This window comes from Evansella tamaricis (genome assembly GCF_019042215.1).
GTDB lineage: Bacteria > Bacillota > Bacilli > Bacillales > Salisediminibacteriaceae > Evansella > Evansella tamaricis.
In genome coordinates, this window is the sequence record NZ_JAHQCS010000036.1 from 1 (window position 1) to 18,103 (window position 18,103).

The window sequence follows — 18,103 nt, forward strand, 5'->3', positions numbered from 1 at the left end:
TCTCCTATCATGCGAGCGACGAGCGCAGCCATTGCCATACTAATAAAAGGAACTGAAAAAGTGGTTTTAAACTTTTTCAGTTCCTTCCTAATCGCTGCGGGGCACTTCGGAAGTGACAACAGAAGTCAAAGAGCAGACTTCTAGTTGTCATTCCTCCACTGCCCTACGCTCGTGACCATAGGCGCTTGCGCTTTTCTTATGGTGCACCAGCTGTCCATGACAGCCCAAAGGGGACAATAGGGCAAGGGGATAGAACCTCAGGCAACTGCTTAACCCCCAGGTTCAATCCGTGAGCATAAAAGACAATTAGTATAATTAAGAAAAAAAGAACAAATCAATCAAAAAGGCGACTTGTTAAAACATTTCTATTTACAATTTTTACAAACAATCGATGTAGACAAATAAGCACATGAAAGACAATTAAAGGATTTTCTCCCTTTCTGTCGAAATAAATTAGTTGTTTACTGATTATATGTACTCACAGCGAAAATCACTTATTAAGGGGGGAAAAGGATGTCATATGGAACATATTCACCAGTTACTTTCAGAAGAGAAGGCTTTTTTAGAAGAAGATGGGTTAAAATTTCTCTCTGGATTTTAGGCATTATATTATTTTTATTATTAACTATTTCTATCACTGGTTACTGGTTCATAGGGAAAAGTCATCCAAATTTAGAAGGGACAAGAACAATGAATCAGTTGCAAGAAGAAGTAACTGTTCATCGGGATGAACGTGGAGTTGCTCAAATTACAGCAAAAACCTTAGAAGATTTGTTTTTTATCCAGGGATATGTGACCGCACAAGACCGTCTGTTTCAAATGGATATGACTAGGAGACTAGCCGGGGGACGACTTGCGGAAGTAGTAGGGGAACAAGCACTTGATAGTGATCGTTTTTACCGAACTTATGGGATGCAGCGCGGAACAGAGGCGCTCGTGGAAAAATTCAATGGAGAAACAAAGCAAATGGTGGACTCTTATGCAGCAGGAGTGAATGCCTATATTGATGAAGCATTCGCAAATGGAGAACAGCCCCTTGAATTCCGTATCTTAAGTTATAAACCGGACCCATGGACAGATCTTGATACAGCCATTGTAGTAAAATACATGGGTTATACACTTTCGGGAAATTTTGGTGCAGAATTGGAACATTATCGTATGGCTAAAGTACTTGGAGAAGATGCGCATTATCTTTTTCCTGAATTTCATATAGATGATTTTCCAACCATTTATACACAAGGGGAGCCTACCACCTTTCATTTGGAAGAATTAGAAAATCTAACTGCCTTTGCTCCTTCTGAATATAACGGTAGTAATAATTGGGCTATAAGTGGTGAACATACAATGTCCGGTTTTCCATTAGTTGCGGATGATCCTCACTTAGGATTTGCCATACCAAGCGTTTGGTACCAGACACATTTAAATTTAGAAGGGGACTTTCACTCTATCGGTGTGACAGTTCCTGGTGTTCCTGGTGTAGTACTGGGACATAACCAGCAGATGGCATGGGGAGTAACAGCCATGTCATCTGACCAAGAAGACCTATATCTAGAACAAATACATCCAGAAAATCCTCAATTATACTTATTTGATGGGGAGTGGGAAGAGGCAACCATCATTGAAGAAGAAATCTTTATTGATGGGAAAGAAGAGCCCTTTATTGAAAAAGTGGAAATAACCAGGAACGGACCAATTCTAAATAAAGTTATTAGTAACGGACCGTATCAAGCTATCTCCTTAAGGTGGACAGGCATGGAAGCGGGAGAGGAATTAAATGGAGTATTAAAGTTAAACCGGGCTTCCAATGTGGAAGAATTTATGGATGGATTAGACGGATTTGTTACACCTGCATTAAGTTGGGTGTTCGCAGATAGGGAGGGGAATATTGGTTATAGAGGGCAAGCCCTTTTACCAATTCGTCAAAACTCAGTTGGAATGTTCCCTGTTCCTGGCTGGGATCCTGATTATCAATGGGATGGATTTATTCCTAATGAAGAATTACCACAGATTATTAATCCGGAGAAGGGTTATATCATGACAGCAAACAATAAACCAGTGGATGATGACTATCCATATGAAATAGGTAGGAGTTTTTATCCATATCGGGCAGAACGTTTAGACGAGATCATTGAGGAACAAATCGAAAATGGTGTTCCATTTACGGTGGATCAAATGCAGGAGATGCAAGTGGACTTCCTGAACACACAGGCAAGAGCATTAGTACCAATATTAACAGATGGAATTTTAAGATACAGTGGGGAGAATGAACTGTCGGAGTTAGAAAAAGATGTCCTAGACAGAATCCGGCAATGGGATTTTGTGGAGGACATAGATTCTGGAGATGCCCTAGTTTGGAATCATTGGTACAATTTATTAGGGACTGCATTATTTGAGGAAATGCTTGGATTCCCATATGAGCATCATTTAGTTATCCATCATGTTCTTTTGGAAGCGAATGTCCATCCATCAAATACTATTTTTGGATTTTTGGATAATGAATACCATTTATCATTGGATGAGTTGGCAAGGGATACATTTGCAGAAGCAGTGGAATCTGTAGTGGATATACAGGGCAAAAATCCAGATCGTTGGGATTGGGGAAGTTGGCATGCTATGACAGTGGATCATCCACTGGGATCGGTGTGGCCATTAAATTATTTATTTAACATTGGTACATGGGAAGTTGGGGGAAGTGGAGCAACTCCTGGGGCTGCATCCTATAATCGGACGACTGGACAAGTAACTCATGGGGCAGGATGGCGTTTTGTTGGAGATCTTGAATCCCCTGATACATTTTATGATATTGTGATGCCTGGACAATCGGGTCAGGTTTTCTCCCCCCATTATGGCGATCAAGTAGATAAATGGGCGGAAGGAGAGCTTCTTCCGATGATATTTAATAAGGAGTCGAATAACGAGGTGAAAACAAAGGTATTTCGACCTTAATTTCAAAAAATGGGGCAACAATCATTAATTTGATTGTTGTCTTATTTATTTCGACATTTTACATCACCTGGTCTAAGAGCTTAATTCGAGTTACTGGAAACACTATAGGTTAGATTGTTATACTATTCACAAGAAACTTAAACAATAGAACTAATGGAGGGACATTCATTGAATGATGTTATTCAACTGTTAAACAGTCATCGATCTTACCGAGAGTATAAAGAAGATCCGATTGAACAGGAAAAACTAGATACAATCATACAGTCAGCAATGTCTGCAGCAAATTGGATACATGGACAACAAGTAACGGTGATCGATGTGCAAGATAAAAAAAGAAAGGCGAAGCTTGCAGAACTTGTTGGAAATCAGCCCTATGTTGACCAAGCTCCAGTGTTTTTTGTTTTTTGTCTCGATTTTTACCGGGCGAAATTAGCCGCGGATAAAAATGGAGAAGGGATTGGGGTGACAAACAGTGTGGAGTCGTTATTAACCGGAGCTACTGATGTTGGTATTGCCATGGGCAATGCCATCGCTGCAGCCGAATCTATGGGTCTAGGGACGGTACCAATCGGAGGAATCCGTAAAAAACCTGAAGAAGTCATCTCTTTATTGAAATTACCGGAGTATGTTTTTCCTATCTCAGGACTTGTTATTGGACATCCCTCTGTAAAAGCAGATAAAAAACCAAGGTTACCCCAAGAGGCTATCCATCAAAAAGAAACATACGATCACGGTCAGAGAAAGTATATTGATCAATTTGATGAAATTTATTCTCAGTTTGTTTTGGAACAAACTAATGGTCAAAGATCCAGTCAATGGTCCAGCAATATCACCACGTTTTATGCAGATAGATATAAAGGTTATTCGGAAAACGTTGTTCCAGCACTTAAAAAACAAGGCTTTACGTTTGAGAAGTAAAAACAAGTTCTCCTGTAACGGTCGGGAGAACTTGTTTAAAAAAGAAGTATGAGACACAAATCGAATGTGATTTTCATAAGAAAATGCTAATGCTATTCGTATTCATTCTTCTTCGTCATTCTGATAGAGGAGGAGAACATCCTCCCAATTATCTGTATCTAATATTATACCGTTCTCATCAAAGATATAATAAACTGGGTAGTCCGTAAATGATTCCGGTACATTAAACATTTGAAAATAACTTAATTCGAGGATGTAAAGGTTGATGGATTGTTCCCATCCAGTGACTTCGTTAATTTCGGTCCATAACCTATCGTGGTCTTCCCACATCTCCTCACCCGTATTTGTATAATCATCAAATACAACTACAATGCTTTGATGTCCATAACGGGATAGGTTGGAATAAATAAATTCATCCACGGAGAGGGGATACAAACGAACTTCCGACGCCTGGTAAATGGGAAGCAACTCGCGGGAATAGGTGATGTAGTCCCTGCGGTTTTTGGAAACCGTTTGGGTAAAATCCCCTTCTATTTTCACTGATATTGGTGCCGAACTTAGCCATTCCATGGTGGAGCGTAAGCGGGCATCAGAATAAAAAAGACTGAGATCGTTAAGGTCAAACGCCAGTTCCTCCCCGGTTTCATCCAGAATAAATTTTGTGTTTTCCGTTATTTCAATATTATAGGCTTCCACCTCATAATCACGCACATCAAAATCATTGTTTCCGTAAGATATGTTTTGGAGAGAACCCCCTCCAATGTTGTCTTCGACGAAAACGGAGAATAACGGTTGGGAGTGGAAAACTCCAAGACTTCTCCCGTGAATGATATGTTCGTTGTTACTGCTGCAGCCTGATTGAACTAATAAGGATATAATAAAAATAGACCAAAGTTTAAGTTTCATTGACGTTCCCCGTTTCATCGATATGTCAAAATTCTACCATGACTTGGATTGGAAGAAAATTGTTTTTCTAAAACGGCTGTTGGGATTTAGAAACATCAATTAATGGTTATGGACGTTATGATTTGTTTCTTCCCATATTCGGAGCAGTTCTCTCGTTTGCATAACAGGATTATCTGACTTAGAAATGGCAGAGATGACGGAAATACCGTCCGCATCACTTTTAGCCACTTCTGCAACGTTGGAAGTGGAAATGCCGCCAATGGCTACAATCGGGCAGTTGATGCCCCCTTGTCGTAACTTTTTGATGAAACCAGGGCTGCAGACTTTTTCTGTGTCTTTTTTTGTTGTGGTTGGAAAAACTGGTCCTACTCCTAAATAATCAGCACCTTCTAATAAAGCCTGCTGAGCTTCTTCCTTAGTATGAGCGGACACACCTAGAATTTTATCCCCAAGTTTTTTCCTTATGTCAGATACATTTCCGTCATCTTGTCCAATATGCAATCCATCTGCACTCAACTTCAGAGCCAAGTCCAAATCATCATTTACGATAAAAGGAATACCAGCATTTCTACAGATATCCCGAAGGTCTCGACCAAGGGATTCTTTTTCAGCACCGGAAAGTGCTCCGACCCCTTTTTCCCGGTATTGAAATAGGGTTATTCCACCGTTAATTGCAGATTGAAGAACTTTAGTCAGTGGATCAGGTGAAGTTGTAGTCCCGCAAATAAAATAGAGTTTTAAATGCTTTCTCATTTCATTTTCATGGATTCTTGCCATATCTTTCCCTCTCTATTTCCGTTCATATTTTCACCAAAATGTCGGTACGCCCCGTGATGTGTTGGGCCATGGCCTTTTCCAATGGCCAGGGAATGTACAATGGCGTAATGAATGAACTGTTTTGCAGTTTGAATGGCATTAGACAGAGGATTTCCTTTTGCCAGTTCGGCAGTAATAGCCGAAGCAAATGAGCATCCAGTTCCATGTGTATTTTTTGTATTTATTTTTGGGAACTCCAGATAAGTAAATGTATTACCATCGAAAAATAGATCAATGGTTGTATCTTTTTCGGTGTGGTGCCCCCCTTTAATGACGACACTTTTCACGCCCATGTCATAGAAGTCTTTAGCAGCCCTTTTCCTGTCTTCCATTGTTTTAATGTCCCTGCCTGTAATAGCTTCGGCTTCCGGAATGTTAGGGGTTGCAACCGTTGCTAAAGGGAGAAGTTCGTTAATTAATGCAGTTATAGAGTTTTCTGTTAAAAGGGATGCTCCCCCTTTTGCAATCATTACAGGGTCCACTACTACGTTTTTCCATCGATAGTAACGTATTTTTTCAGATACTAACCGGATTCTTGTTTCGTCAAAAAGCATGCCTGTTTTAACTGCATCTATCCCAATATCATCTGCAACGGAAGTAATTTGCTTATCTAGACCTATTGGATCAATTGGATAGACTCCCTGAACCCCCAATGTGTTTTGTGCGGTAATGGCAGTGATGGCGGACATACCAAATATTCCGAGTTCTTGAAATGTTTTTAAATCGGCTTGAATACCAGCGCCTCCTCCACTATCCGATCCTGCTATTGTTAAAGCCCGTGCGATAGTCGTCATAATAATCTCACCTTTCATTCTAGTTTCCCATAAAAAAAAGCACTGCTCCTGAGGGAACGGTGCTAACGATGCTTCATCAACGGAGGACAATTCGATTCGTCCTAAGTAAAGATGGCATTATGCCGTTCCACTTTCCTACGCTGGTATGACCCAGATCAGGTTCTAAGGGATCAAGATGGTACTTGTCTCAGCCATTTCCAGGCACCCCTAGTGGAAAAATATATGTTTCATTATTAGTTAAATTTATCGTACCATATTTTTTTTTGAAAGGTAAGGATTATAAGTTTTGGCACCTTCAGGCGTTAGCGATCAGAGGAGGAGGCAGCAAGCACGGCTTGAATCACTTCAGTCAGGCTACTTCCTGTGTTGCATTCTTGAAGACTTGCGACTTGAAACAAGGAGCACAAGGAAGTTTCAGTATTTGTAATTAAAAAAGCGATTACCTTCACAAGCATTTACTTCTCTGTTATCATAGATGTGAAAATAGAATATGAGAATAGCTGGGGGTGCCATCTAATTTGGTGGCTGAGAGGAATATTCCGACCCTTTGAACCTGATTTGGTTAAAACCAACGGAGGGAAGCTCTTAAATAGACAATCAGATTTGTCTTTAAGCAGCTTGCCAAACGATGGTAAGCTTTTTTTATTTGGTAAGAAAGTAGTTACAACTAAGAGATGGGGGAAGACACATGGAAGATGTATTGACGCTGGGTGGAAAGGTATTAAAAAACAGGTTGTTTGTCGGTACTGGTAAATTTGCAGATCATAAACAGATGGGAGAGGCATTAGAAGCTTCTAACTCCGAAGTGGTTACAGTCGCCTTGCGTCGTGTAGATATGGAAGAACAGGAAGAGGACATTTTACATGATATACCTAAAGAGATGACATTGATGCCGAACACCTCAGGGGCACGCAATGCGGATGAGGCGGTCAGAATTGCAAGATTAGCGAAAGCATGTGGAATGGGTAATTGGATAAAAATTGAAGTTATTTCGGACCATAAGTACTTGTTACCTGATAATGAAGAAACGACAAGAGCAACGGAGATACTTGCAAATGAAGGTTTTGTGGTTTTGCCGTATATGAGCCCGGACTTAATGGCTGCAAAGCGTATGAGGGATGCAGGAGCAGCTGCTATTATGCCTTTAGGGGCTCCGATAGGGTCGAATAAGGGAATTCGTATGAAAGAAATGATTCAGATTATGATTGATGAAATGGACCTTCCCATTGTCGTAGATGCAGGGATTGGAAAACCTTCTGAAGCGGCAGAAGCCATGGAGATGGGGGCAGATGCGGTTTTGGTAAACACGGCAATAGCGACAGCGTCTGACCCTGTTCAAATGGCCCGTGCCTTTGATTATGCAGTAAGGGCAGGGAGAATAGGTTATCTTTCCGGATTAGGACCTGTCTCTGCTACTGCCAATGCATCTTCTCCTTTAACAGGTTTCTTAGGTTAAAACAATGGTGAAGGAAAGGGGATAATATACTATGAGTTTTTATGAAAAGTTTTCAGAAGTGAAAAACCTTCCCTTCGAAGATTTGTTTCAAGCGGTTTCGAGTCGTGACGTGGAAAAGGTGTTACAAAAGGAAAGATTGACAGAAGATGATTACTTTATCCTTTTATCACCAATTGCGGAAGAATATCTGGAGGAAATGGCACAAAAAGCACACCGATTAACGATACAACATTTTGGAAAAACAATGCAGTTGTATCTTCCTTTATACTTATCCGATTACTGTGTGAATATATGTAAATACTGCAGTTTTAGTTTTAATAATGATTTTCCACGCCGTCGCTTAACAATGAGTGAAATAGACAAAGAATCACAAATTATTGCCGAGATGGGAATTAAGCATATTATTTTACTTTCTGGCGAATCGAAACAGCACTCTTCGGTGGACTATTTAAAAGAGAGCTTGGAGATTCTAAAGAAATATTTCTCTTCTATCTCGATTGAGATTCAACCATTGGATCAAGTGGAATATGAAGAGTTATTTAAACAAGGGATCGATGGACTAACTGTTTATCAGGAAGTATATAACGAGGAAATCTACAGAGATATTCATGTGGCAGGACCGAAAAAGGATTTTATATACCGGTTAGATACTCCGGAGCGGGGGGCACGTGCAGGAATACGGTCTATTAATATTGGAGCACTACTGGGGATGGATGCCTGGCGCAAAGAAAGTTTTATCACGGGATTACATGCAAGTTATTTACAAAATAACTACTTGGAATCGGAAGTTGGAGTCTCTTTCCCTAGGATGCGTCCACATGCCGGTAGTTTTCAACCAAAGGTAAATGTATCAGATAAAAATCTAGTTCAGGCATTACTAGCAACCCGTCTATTTTTACCCCGTGCAGGTATTAATATATCCACTAGAGAAACACCTGAGTTCCGCGATCATATTATTCCGTTAGGTGTAACGAAAATGTCTGCAGCTTCCTCTACCGTTGTGGGAGGATATTCTGAACCAGATGTGACACAAAGTCAATTTGAGATATCAGATGACCGTTCGGTTGATGAAATAAAGACACTGTTAAGAAGAAAAGGATATCAACCGGTAGTGAAAGATTGGCAATTGATTTGAAAATAGAGTTGTTCACAAAATTGTGCGGGACCAGGTCCCGCACTTGTCATGGATTTTGGAGGAATGACGATGAATGAGATGTGCTTCCCCCCATTTGAAATTCACGTAATATCCAATGGGAAAATGTCCTTAAAAGACTTTGCATCTAAAGCAGCGGTGATGGAACCTTATGTCCATGCTTTTCACATTCGTGAGAAGAACTTATCCTCAAAAGAACTTATAGTAGGGGTGGAAAATCTATTAAAAATGGGTATTCCCCAAAACAAAGTAATCATAAATGATCGAGTGGACGTGGCATATATAACGGATATTAGGGGAGTACAACTGGGATATCAAAGCTTTGATATTTCAGTGGTGAAAGCTAAATTTCCAGCACTTGAAGTGGGGAAATCAGTACACTCCATAAGTGAATCCAGGGAAGCGGAGGAGAAAGGGGCAGATTTTGTCTTATATGGACATATTTTTTCAACCCCATCAAAACCAAATCTTCCCTCACGGGGCCTCACAGAGCTTGAAAAATTGGTTCGCGTCAGTAAATTACCAGTTATCGCTATTGGGGGTATTAAACCACAAAATGTTCGCGGGGTATTAGAAACGGGAGTGAAAGGGATTGCCATTATGTCAGGATTACTGGAGACAGATGATCCATTAACTGAAGTGAAATCATATATGGAAGAAGGGGAGAGGGTATGGAGCTGATTTTAAATGGGAAAAAAACAGAACTCCCTGACTCAGTAAATACAATTACGTTATTAATAAATTATTGTAAGCTGAAGAAAAAAGTTGTTATTGTAGAGTTAAATGGAAGTATAATTGAGAAAAATGATCATGAAGGTACATCCATAGAAGACGGAGATCAGATTGAACTTGTTCATTTTGTAGGTGGTGGATGACACAGAAAGGAAGGGGTATGGTGAATAACCGTTACTCGAGGCAAGAGCTATTTCCACAGATTGGAATAGAGGGCCAGCAGAAGATTCGGAAGAAGCATGTCCTTATCATTGGGGCAGGGGCTTTAGGGACCGGAAGTGCGGAAAATCTCGTCCGTGCAGGAATTGGCAAAATCACAATTGTGGACCGAGACTACGTAGAATATAGTAACTTACAAAGGCAACAACTCTATACGGAATCGGATGCTATAGAACGGATACCAAAAGCAGTGGCCGCAGAAAAACGTCTGCGGAATGTTAATTCAGAAATTACGATAAATGGGCTCGTTCTAGATGTGACTCACGAAGAGTTAGAACAATTAGTCGTTGGCGTAGACTTAATTATTGATGGAACTGATAATTTTGATACTCGGCTTTTAATAAACGATACGGCCCTTAAATTTAATATCCCCTGGATTTATGGTGCATGTGTAAGCAGTTATGGATTAAGTTATACTATTATTCCGGGAAAGTCACCTTGTCTTAATTGTTTATTGGAGACCGTCCCAATGGGCGGGGCAACCTGTGATACGGCAGGGATAATCAGTCCGGTCGTGCAGATGGTCGTTGCTTACCAAACAACAGAAGCATTGAAGTTGTTGGTAGAGGACTATGATGCATTAAGGAATAAACTAGTTTGCTTTGATTTGTGGAAAAACGAACATACCGCAATTAAGGTTGATGGTGTCAAAAAATCCACTTGTCCATCATGTGGAACAAATCCGGAATACCCTTTCCTCACCTATGAGAGACAAATGAAGTCGACAGTATTGTGCGGACGAAATACAGTACAAATCCGTTCTCATCAAGGGCAGGAGCGAGATTTAGAGGAACTGGCAACTACCTTAAGGAGACAGGAGGGGACAGTGGAACGTAATCCTTATTTAGTATCGTATACATTAAGTCCACATCGCCTTGTCTTTTTCAAAGACGGAAGGGTCCTAATCCATGGGACCAATGATATTACTGAGGCAAAGACATTGTATCATCGATTATTAGGATGATAAGGAAAAAACTAGTGGTTGAGTTAAACCACTAGTTTTTTCTATTAAAAATCCAATTCTTCTATAGGTTGAACATCTTCCCCACCATCCATAAAGCTGATGGTTATGATGTCCCCAGGCTCAATAAAGACAGCTCTAGGATACGAAGAGGCATTGACTGTAAATATACGCTCATGCCCTTCTAATAAAATTCTTACGGTGACATTATCTTCCCGATCCCACTTATAAACCCTATCAACCGTACCGGTTAATTCCTCTAAGTCTAAAAGTTCGCCAGGGACGATATCATCATCACCTTTTGCAGCTAATTCCAGTTGATATGCACCAAACGCTTCCCGTTTTGTTTCCCCATATCCATAAATACTTTCACTGGCAGCATTCACAAGCATGATTTGCCGTAATACAGCGTTCCTATCCATTAATGGGACAATCCAAGTATATTGTCCATATACATTGTAGAGGGAAGGTGTACCAGCAACATAATCATCTCTCACAAAGGTACGTTCTGCAAGATTCATGGCTGTTCGTCCATTAAGCATTCCACTTGCATCACGGAAATAACTTAGTTCACCAGTACGGGCATCAAACATGGTGAATCCTACCATGGACTGTGACACTTCTCCCCCTTCTCGAGTAAGACGCATGTGATCCGTAAACCAGCTCAGATTAAGTTCTCGATTTACAACACCTGTGACAGAATCATCAGCACCCCATGCTGTTGGTTCTGTAAGACCTTCTCTTCCAAAGAAGCGATTTACAATTCCCTGCTTATAAATTCCGAACCATAAATTTCTTTCTTCCGCTATATGAGGAGGGTAAATTCGATTCACCCATTCCGGAGCATCGTCCTTTGCAAATTGTTCCATTTCCCCAGTGGCAGGATCCACGGTAACTATTCCATCCACATCAGCAATCCGGCGGAATTCTGTATAATGTCCATAACTAATAATGTAAAAGGGATTCCCTTCTGAGTCCACTTCAAATGTGGTATCTAACATCAATATATCTGGAAACTCCAATCGAACATGACGTTCTAAGTTTTCATGAAAGAAAGCAGAAGGGACATATTTCATGTCACTTAACACCAGTTCTGGCTCCATTCGTGGATTTTCGGCACTAACCATAATATATCCTGGTGCTGCATCACTTCGATACCATCGGAATAATCCATCATATTCTATAGGAGTAATCCAAAAGAGGGACCCGTCCACACGTTGAATCCGAGTTTCACCCAGATTATAAAAAGCAGGATTATCTAATTGCCCCATTAGAACATCTGAGCGATAACGGGCAAAACTTCTTGGGACGACCGGAATATGCTCTTCCGATACTGGATTGAATTCTTCTACGGTGACTTCCTCTCCCCCGGCGATGCTATACATGGCATCAGCCAAAAACAACGGTTGAATGATCCAAAAAACACTGAAACCAACGAGAATTGTCAAACCTGTTCCAACCCCCGCTAATGCAGGTTGCTTTCGAAACGTACGTTTCAAGGAAAAAACTAAAGAATTATCAACGATAAGACCGATACCGACTATCGGTAAGTAGTATGTGATAATTGCGGTTACTGTCTGGTCCAACAGACCAACATAAAAGAGCATTAAGCCATAAAAAAGCCCAATAATATATCTGGATAGTAACCATTTTCTAAAAAATGGTGTTTTCCACCACTGAATTTGCAGTGGGAAAAATAACAGTGCTAATAAGGCACTCATGACTACCATTTGAAGCATTCCTCTCACCTCTTTTAAGAAATTCTAGTAAAACTGTTCCCTATTTATTGTATGCTATTTATGAAAAGAAAACGAGAACTAGAAAAATCGTTTCTAGGATATACGAGAAAATTAATTTATATGTTTCAAATATTAGGGAAAATATGATAGAAAGTATTGGACTGTTCGCAATGACTTTTTTTGATACAATAGACAGAGAGAAAGATAAGAAGGATGATGACTTTTGAGTATTTTAAGAGTGGAAAATTTACATAAAACGTATGGAGAAAAACAGCTTTTTGATCATATTAGTTTTACAATTGAAGCAAATAATCGAATTGGATTAATCGGTGTCAATGGAACCGGAAAATCCAGTCTCTTAAAGGTTCTTGCTAAGATAGAAGGGGTGGAAGATGGTCAGATAATTCATGCAAACGACTTTCAAGTGGAATATTTGCCACAGGAACCGGAATTAATAGAGGATCTCACCGTTCTAGAACAAGTATATTACGGGGAAGCAAAAGTAATGAAGTTGATGCGAGAATACGAGACTGCCCTTCTTGAGTTGGAAAAAAATCCATTAGATGAAACGTGTCAAAAAAGATTGTCTCATCTACAAGAAAAAATGGATGAAGCGGAGGCTTGGGAGGCCAACACGCTTGCAAAAACAATTTTAACAAAGCTCGGGGTAACAAATTTTACAAAACGGGTTAATTATTTGTCAGGGGGACAAAAAAAGCGTGTGGCCATCGCTAAAGCTCTTATTCAACCAGTAGACCTTCTATTATTAGACGAACCTACAAACCATTTGGACAATGAGACAATTGAATGGTTAGAACAGTTTTTAGCACAATATCGTGGAGCATTGGTATTAGTCACCCATGATCGATATTTCTTAAATCGGGTGACGAACAGGATTTTCGAATTAGAACAGGGTCAAATCTATCAATATGATGGAAATTATGAACTGTTCTTAGATAAAAAGGCAGAACGGGAAGAGAACTTAGAGCAAAGGGAGACGAAGCGGCAAAACCTCCTCCGTCGAGAGTTAGCCTGGTTAAAAAGGGGAGCAAAAGCTAGGACCACGAAGCAAAAGGCACGGATCCAACGTGTAGAAGCATTACAGGAAGAAAAGGGTCCAGTAAAAAAAGGGGATGTGGAGTTTGCTATCGGTTCCACACGCCTTGGTAAAAATGTAATTGAATTAAAGGATGTAAGTAAATCCTTCGACGATACGATTCTTTTTTCTAATCTTAATTATCTAGTAGTTCAAGGAGAACGGTTAGGAATTATAGGACCAAACGGAACAGGTAAATCCACTTTATTGAATGTCATTGCAGGACGAATAGCACCTGATCATGGGGAAGTGGAGGTTGGGGAGACTGTAAAAATAGGTTATTACACACAAGGCCATGAGGAGATGAACACCTCTATCCGTGTCATTGAATATATCAAAGAAGTTGCTGAAGTGGTTCACACTATCGATGGTCAAATTATTACCGCAGAGCAAATGCTAGAACGGTTCTTATTTCCAAGATCTCAGCAATGGACGTATATAAACAGACTGTCTGGTGGGGAAAGGCGAAGGTTATACCTTTTAAGAACGTTAATGGGTGAACCGAATGTCTTATTTTTAGATGAACCTACTAATGATTTAGATACACAGACCTTATCTGTTTTAGAGGATTATTTAGATCAATTTCCTGGTGTTGTTATAACGGTCTCCCATGACAGGTATTTCTTAGACCGTGTTGTGGATCGTCTGTTAGTTTTTGAAGGAAATGGTTTAGTAACTCCATTTCAAGGATCTTATAGTGATTTGTTGGAGAAGAACCAGGAAAATAAAGTGCAAGGGGAAAAGACAAATGGCGATGAGAATAAGGATCGAAAACAAAATACTTCAGATTCCAATGATTCTTTAACAGATTCCCCAAACAAGCTAAAACCAAAAAAATTATCCTATCGTGATCAACAAGAGTGGGAGCAGATTGAAGATCGGATTGCTGCACTAGAGGAGAAAAAGGAAGAGATAGAAAAGGTAATTTATAATGCTGGCAGTGATGTGGATAAGATTAGAAATCTTTATGAAGAACAAAATAAAGTAACAGCAGAATTAGAAAAGGCGATGGAACGATGGGAAGAACTGTCCATTGCAGTAGAAGAACTGGAAGCGGCAAAGAAAAATAAGTAAATCCATGAATCAAGTCACCAGGTTCCTTAATTATCCCCTAAAAGAATCACGGGCGAGTTACGATACTGAAAAAAATGAAATTTTTAGGGTTGTCTAGCTACAGGTGCACTTCATAGAGCCTGTAGCTTTTCTTATAAGAAAAGCAAGTTTTGGCACCTTCGGTCAAGTTGTCTAGATCAGCGCCTACTCGCTACGGGGCACTTCGGAAGTGATAACCGAAGTCAAAGATCGGACTTCTAGTTGTCATTCCTGCACTGCCCTACGTTCGTGACCATAGGCGCTTGTGCTTTTCTTATAAATTTATACAAGAGGAAAATAGGTCTTCTTTATATAAATGTGGATTTCTATAAGAAAAATGTCGATTTTAATTGAAAAATCATGGATATAACATGGATAATGTAGAAAGAGGAACGAAAGCGATTTAGTTAGTTTTTTCCTTAAATTAATTTAGGGGTGGAGGAAGACATATGAAATGGAAGCGCTTAAATAACTCTCGTATGCGATGGGCGAATGTTAGTTTATCGTGGAAGTACGGATCCGCATTTATTATTACTATTTTATTATTTATTGTCTCGGCTTATTTAGTCATTCTTTCACTATACAGTATGAATGATCAAGTAACTAATGTAGATGAAAGTGCAGAGAGATCAATTAAAATTACCCAGTTGGAAAGTGTACTCAGGGATAGGACATTATTTTTATATGATCATATGCTTGCAGCTAACCAAGTGACTGAGAACCAATTTTTACAAAGTGATAATGATTTTCAGGAAATTATTGATTCACTGATGCCGGACCTCAATACAGAGACCCAGCAAACACTCATAGAGACAGTACTGAAGAACAATGAAGATTTAAATATTGTTTTTTCTGATTTCAATAATTCTGCTAATCGCGAACAGGGGAACATACGTAATTTTGCTACTAAAGCTTCCCAGACGAAGAACAATACAAATTTCGCTTTAGAGCAACTTAGGAAATCTTTTGATGAGGAACGGGAGGCGGCAGTGGAATCTGCCCATGAAGAATTAACTGGGACTATCTCTGTTTTACTCATTTCTGTTGTTATTTCCTTATCGATTGGGTCAATTATCATGGTTGCAGTAAATGCAACGGTAAAACGAAAACTTTCCACTATTTTACAATTCGGTGATAAGGTGGAAAAAGGAGATTTGTCGATTCCTTATTTAAAGGTAAAGGGGAACGATGAATTGTCGAAGATCACTAGTTCTCTAAATGGGATGAAAAAAGGTCTGGAAGAAATGTTAAGTGATGTGAGTTTTGTATCAAAAGATATTGAGGGAAAAACAAATGAGTTAAGTGAATACACCAACTATTTAAGGGATAAGAGTGAAGATGTTACAAAATCTTTAGAAGAGGTTGCAGCAATCGGACAAGAACAGTCAGCCGCAACGTATGATATCTCTAATTCTAATAACCAATTTAACGAAAGAATATATTCTATTGAAAAAACTGGTTCTTCAATGAATGAGTCTTCACAAAAAATGAAAGAAGTTACAGGTGATGGACTTAAGTTAATGAATCAGACCGTAGTAAATATTAATAATGTTTACCAGTCTATTTATCAATCAGCTTTAAAAATAGATAGTCTTCTAGAAAAAGCGAATGAGATAACAACAATAACAAATTTCATTAAAGGTATTTCAGAGAAGACGAACCTCCTTTCATTAAATGCCTCCATCGAAGCTGCGAGGGCTGGAGAACATGGACTTGGGTTTTCGGTAGTAGCACAAGAAATAAGAAAACTTTCCACAGAAGTGGACCAATCCATAAAAGACATGAATCAAATCTTAGAAGGAATTCAGGATGAAGCAAATCAAGTTGGAAATGCATTACATGCTTCGTACTCAGAAACTAAAAAAGAACAGGAGCAAATTGCAGAGAATATCAAATTCTTTAGAAATATTGAGGAAACAGTAGTTAATGTAACAAAAGATATAGAATTAATATCAGCAAATTTATCAGGAATGACAACGAAAAGCAATGAGATTAACATATCGCTTGAGGAACTCACTGCCCTGTCGGAGAAAACAACATCAACAATTAGTGAGGCAACTAGTTCTGTATCAGAGCAAAATGAGAAAATTGCTCATATCAATAGATACTCCAATTCAGTAGCAGACATTGTATCCCAGTTAAAAGAGTCAATGAGGCGGTTTAAATTATAACTATAATAGTACAATTTTGTGAACAAAGGTTATTACAAAGCGAATCAGGGTACAGGTTAATGTTGAAGATAATACAGCAAGGAGGAATCATTCATGACGGTAACAAAACAAGAAGTCCTTCGCCTTATCCATCATTTATCAGAAGATGAATTGCGGTTAGTGCATACATTCATATCAGAATATCGTGAAGCAGTAAACGAAGAGAAGCGCTTAAAAGAAGAGAAGCAAAAAGAGTATATATCTTTTCATGTCTCCTCTCAGAGAAATCCTTATCGAAGGAAACGAAACAAGTAATTGGAATGAAGATGAGGCTGGGACTCAAGTGTTTTAATCAATTGATAATTCATACAAACCGTAGCTCCGGAAATGTAATTCGCTATGGTTGTGTATTGTTCGGATATTCAATTAAGCACTTCCTTTATGTCCTAGCCTCTTTGGTGTATTAACGTAAAGGTAATATTTGTGAATAATTTGTTGATTTTATCATGACGTGAACATATTTTTCTAATGAAGGACAGACGATTCATTTTTAAGATAAGGACACTGCTCACAGGCGTATTCACAGCTTGTTAGGGATTTGTATATGGCACACCAGGATCTCCGTGAGTAACAGATCGGGATCTCTTTTTTACTGGCGCGATCTTTTATCTTCTTTGCTAAATTATGATTAATAAAGTCTGTTAAAATTAAAATTAAATCCACATTGTCAGGTATTTCCTTTTTTACCATTTGCACTTTTCTCCCATCCACATGAAGGACATCAGAAAAACCTAATTTTTTCAACTGATCAGGAATTGCACCTAATTTATCTCCGCCAATAACTAAGAGTGAACTCATATTTATCCCTGCTTTCAATCTAAATAACGATATTGATAATCATTCTCAAGTAATCCTACTTTGAAGTATAAAAGAAAACGACCTTCACAACAAGTGCAAATTGTGAAAATCGTTTGACAAATTTTTTATTTATTTTGAGAGCTAAGAAAGTATAAGTTTCTTATCTCTGTCCAGCTCCAGCGCCTACTCGCATGGGAACTGAAAAAGTGGTGCTTTTCCACTTTTACAGTCCCTAAGCAATGAGCGTAGCCGTCGCAATCTTTAAAA

15 protein-coding genes and 2 riboswitches are annotated in these 18,103 nt (G+C 39.1%); of the genes, 10 read left to right on the forward strand and 5 right to left on the reverse strand.

Annotation, left to right across the window (positions count from 1 at the left end; translation table 11 throughout):
• Positions 1-513: 513 nt before the first annotated feature.
• On the forward strand, positions 514-2,946 hold the full coding sequence (locus KS419_RS02185) for a penicillin acylase family protein (RefSeq protein ID WP_217064443.1): 2,433 nt from the start codon (positions 514-516) through the stop codon (positions 2,944-2,946).
• A gap of 168 nt (positions 2,947-3,114) precedes the next feature.
• A complete protein-coding gene (locus tag KS419_RS02190) occupies positions 3,115-3,864 on the forward strand; it encodes an NADPH-dependent oxidoreductase (RefSeq protein ID WP_217064444.1) in 750 nt (249 codons plus the stop codon).
• A gap of 102 nt (positions 3,865-3,966) precedes the next feature.
• Here KS419_RS02190 and KS419_RS02195 read toward each other — a convergent pair whose 3' ends face one another.
• The 3 genes from KS419_RS02195 to thiD all read right to left on the reverse strand — a co-directional run bounded on the left by KS419_RS02195 (position 3,967) and on the right by thiD (position 6,380).
• Positions 3,967-4,770 carry a hypothetical protein gene (locus tag KS419_RS02195; RefSeq protein ID WP_217064445.1) on the reverse strand — a complete coding sequence of 268 codons (804 nt, stop codon included), beginning with the start codon at positions 4,768-4,770 and terminating at the stop codon, positions 3,967-3,969.
• A gap of 99 nt (positions 4,771-4,869) precedes the next feature.
• Complete coding sequence (gene thiE / locus KS419_RS02200; protein ID WP_217064446.1) at positions 4,870-5,547, reverse strand: thiamine phosphate synthase; 678 nt, start codon at positions 5,545-5,547, stop codon at positions 4,870-4,872.
• The gene (gene thiD, locus KS419_RS02205; RefSeq protein WP_217064447.1) at positions 5,520-6,380 is read right to left on the reverse strand and encodes a bifunctional hydroxymethylpyrimidine kinase/phosphomethylpyrimidine kinase; all 861 of its coding nucleotides are present in this window, start codon (positions 6,378-6,380) and stop codon (positions 5,520-5,522) included. The genes thiE and thiD overlap by 28 nt, the downstream gene beginning before the upstream one ends.
• 115 nt (positions 6,381-6,495) lie before the next feature.
• Positions 6,496-6,599, reverse strand: a riboswitch (TPP riboswitch).
• Between the two features lie 273 nt (positions 6,600-6,872).
• A riboswitch (TPP riboswitch) is annotated at positions 6,873-6,977 on the forward strand.
• Positions 6,978-7,068: 91 nt separating this feature from the next.
• Here thiD and KS419_RS02210 point away from each other — a divergent pair.
• The 5 genes from KS419_RS02210 to KS419_RS02230 all read left to right on the forward strand — a co-directional run bounded on the left by KS419_RS02210 (position 7,069) and on the right by KS419_RS02230 (position 10,904).
• Positions 7,069-7,836, forward strand: a complete 768-nt coding sequence (locus KS419_RS02210) for a thiazole synthase (RefSeq protein ID WP_217064448.1) — start codon at positions 7,069-7,071, stop codon at positions 7,834-7,836.
• 31 nt (positions 7,837-7,867) lie between these two features.
• Positions 7,868-8,971, forward strand: a complete 1,104-nt coding sequence (gene thiH, locus KS419_RS02215; protein WP_217064449.1) for a 2-iminoacetate synthase ThiH — start codon at positions 7,868-7,870, stop codon at positions 8,969-8,971.
• 69 nt (positions 8,972-9,040) lie between these two features.
• Positions 9,041-9,670, forward strand: coding sequence for a thiazole tautomerase TenI (tenI, locus tag KS419_RS02220; protein ID WP_246593609.1), 630 nt, complete (start codon positions 9,041-9,043; stop codon positions 9,668-9,670).
• Complete coding sequence (thiS, locus tag KS419_RS02225) at positions 9,661-9,864, forward strand: sulfur carrier protein ThiS (RefSeq protein WP_217064450.1); 204 nt, start codon at positions 9,661-9,663, stop codon at positions 9,862-9,864. The genes tenI and thiS overlap by 10 nt, the downstream gene beginning before the upstream one ends.
• Before the next feature lie 20 nt (positions 9,865-9,884).
• Positions 9,885-10,904 (forward strand): thiazole biosynthesis adenylyltransferase ThiF, encoded by a 1,020-nt coding sequence (locus tag KS419_RS02230; RefSeq protein WP_217064451.1) that lies wholly within the window; start codon positions 9,885-9,887, stop codon positions 10,902-10,904.
• 44 nt (positions 10,905-10,948) lie between these two features.
• Here KS419_RS02230 and KS419_RS02235 read toward each other — a convergent pair whose 3' ends face one another.
• A complete protein-coding gene (locus tag KS419_RS02235; protein WP_217064452.1) occupies positions 10,949-12,640 on the reverse strand; it encodes a hypothetical protein in 1,692 nt (563 codons plus the stop codon).
• A 223-nt stretch (positions 12,641-12,863) separates the two neighbouring features.
• Here KS419_RS02235 and KS419_RS02240 point away from each other — a divergent pair, with 223 nt between their 5' ends.
• The 3 genes from KS419_RS02240 (at position 12,864) to KS419_RS02250 (ending at position 17,293) form a co-directional block, all read left to right on the forward strand.
• Positions 12,864-14,810, forward strand: a complete 1,947-nt coding sequence (locus KS419_RS02240) for an ABC-F family ATP-binding cassette domain-containing protein (protein WP_217064453.1) — start codon at positions 12,864-12,866, stop codon at positions 14,808-14,810.
• 467 nt (positions 14,811-15,277) lie between these two features.
• Positions 15,278-16,999, forward strand: coding sequence for a methyl-accepting chemotaxis protein (locus KS419_RS02245; RefSeq protein ID WP_217064454.1), 1,722 nt, complete (start codon positions 15,278-15,280; stop codon positions 16,997-16,999).
• A 93-nt stretch (positions 17,000-17,092) separates the two neighbouring features.
• Positions 17,093-17,293: a hypothetical protein gene (locus KS419_RS02250; protein ID WP_217064455.1), complete on the forward strand. Its 201-nt coding sequence runs from the start codon at positions 17,093-17,095 to the stop codon at positions 17,291-17,293.
• 210 nt (positions 17,294-17,503) lie between these two features.
• Here the strand turns inward: KS419_RS02250 and KS419_RS02255 are convergent, their stop codons facing one another.
• On the reverse strand, positions 17,504-17,836 hold the full coding sequence (locus tag KS419_RS02255) for a DUF2325 domain-containing protein (protein ID WP_217064456.1): 333 nt from the start codon (positions 17,834-17,836) through the stop codon (positions 17,504-17,506).
• Between the last annotated feature and the right edge of the window lie 267 nt (positions 17,837-18,103).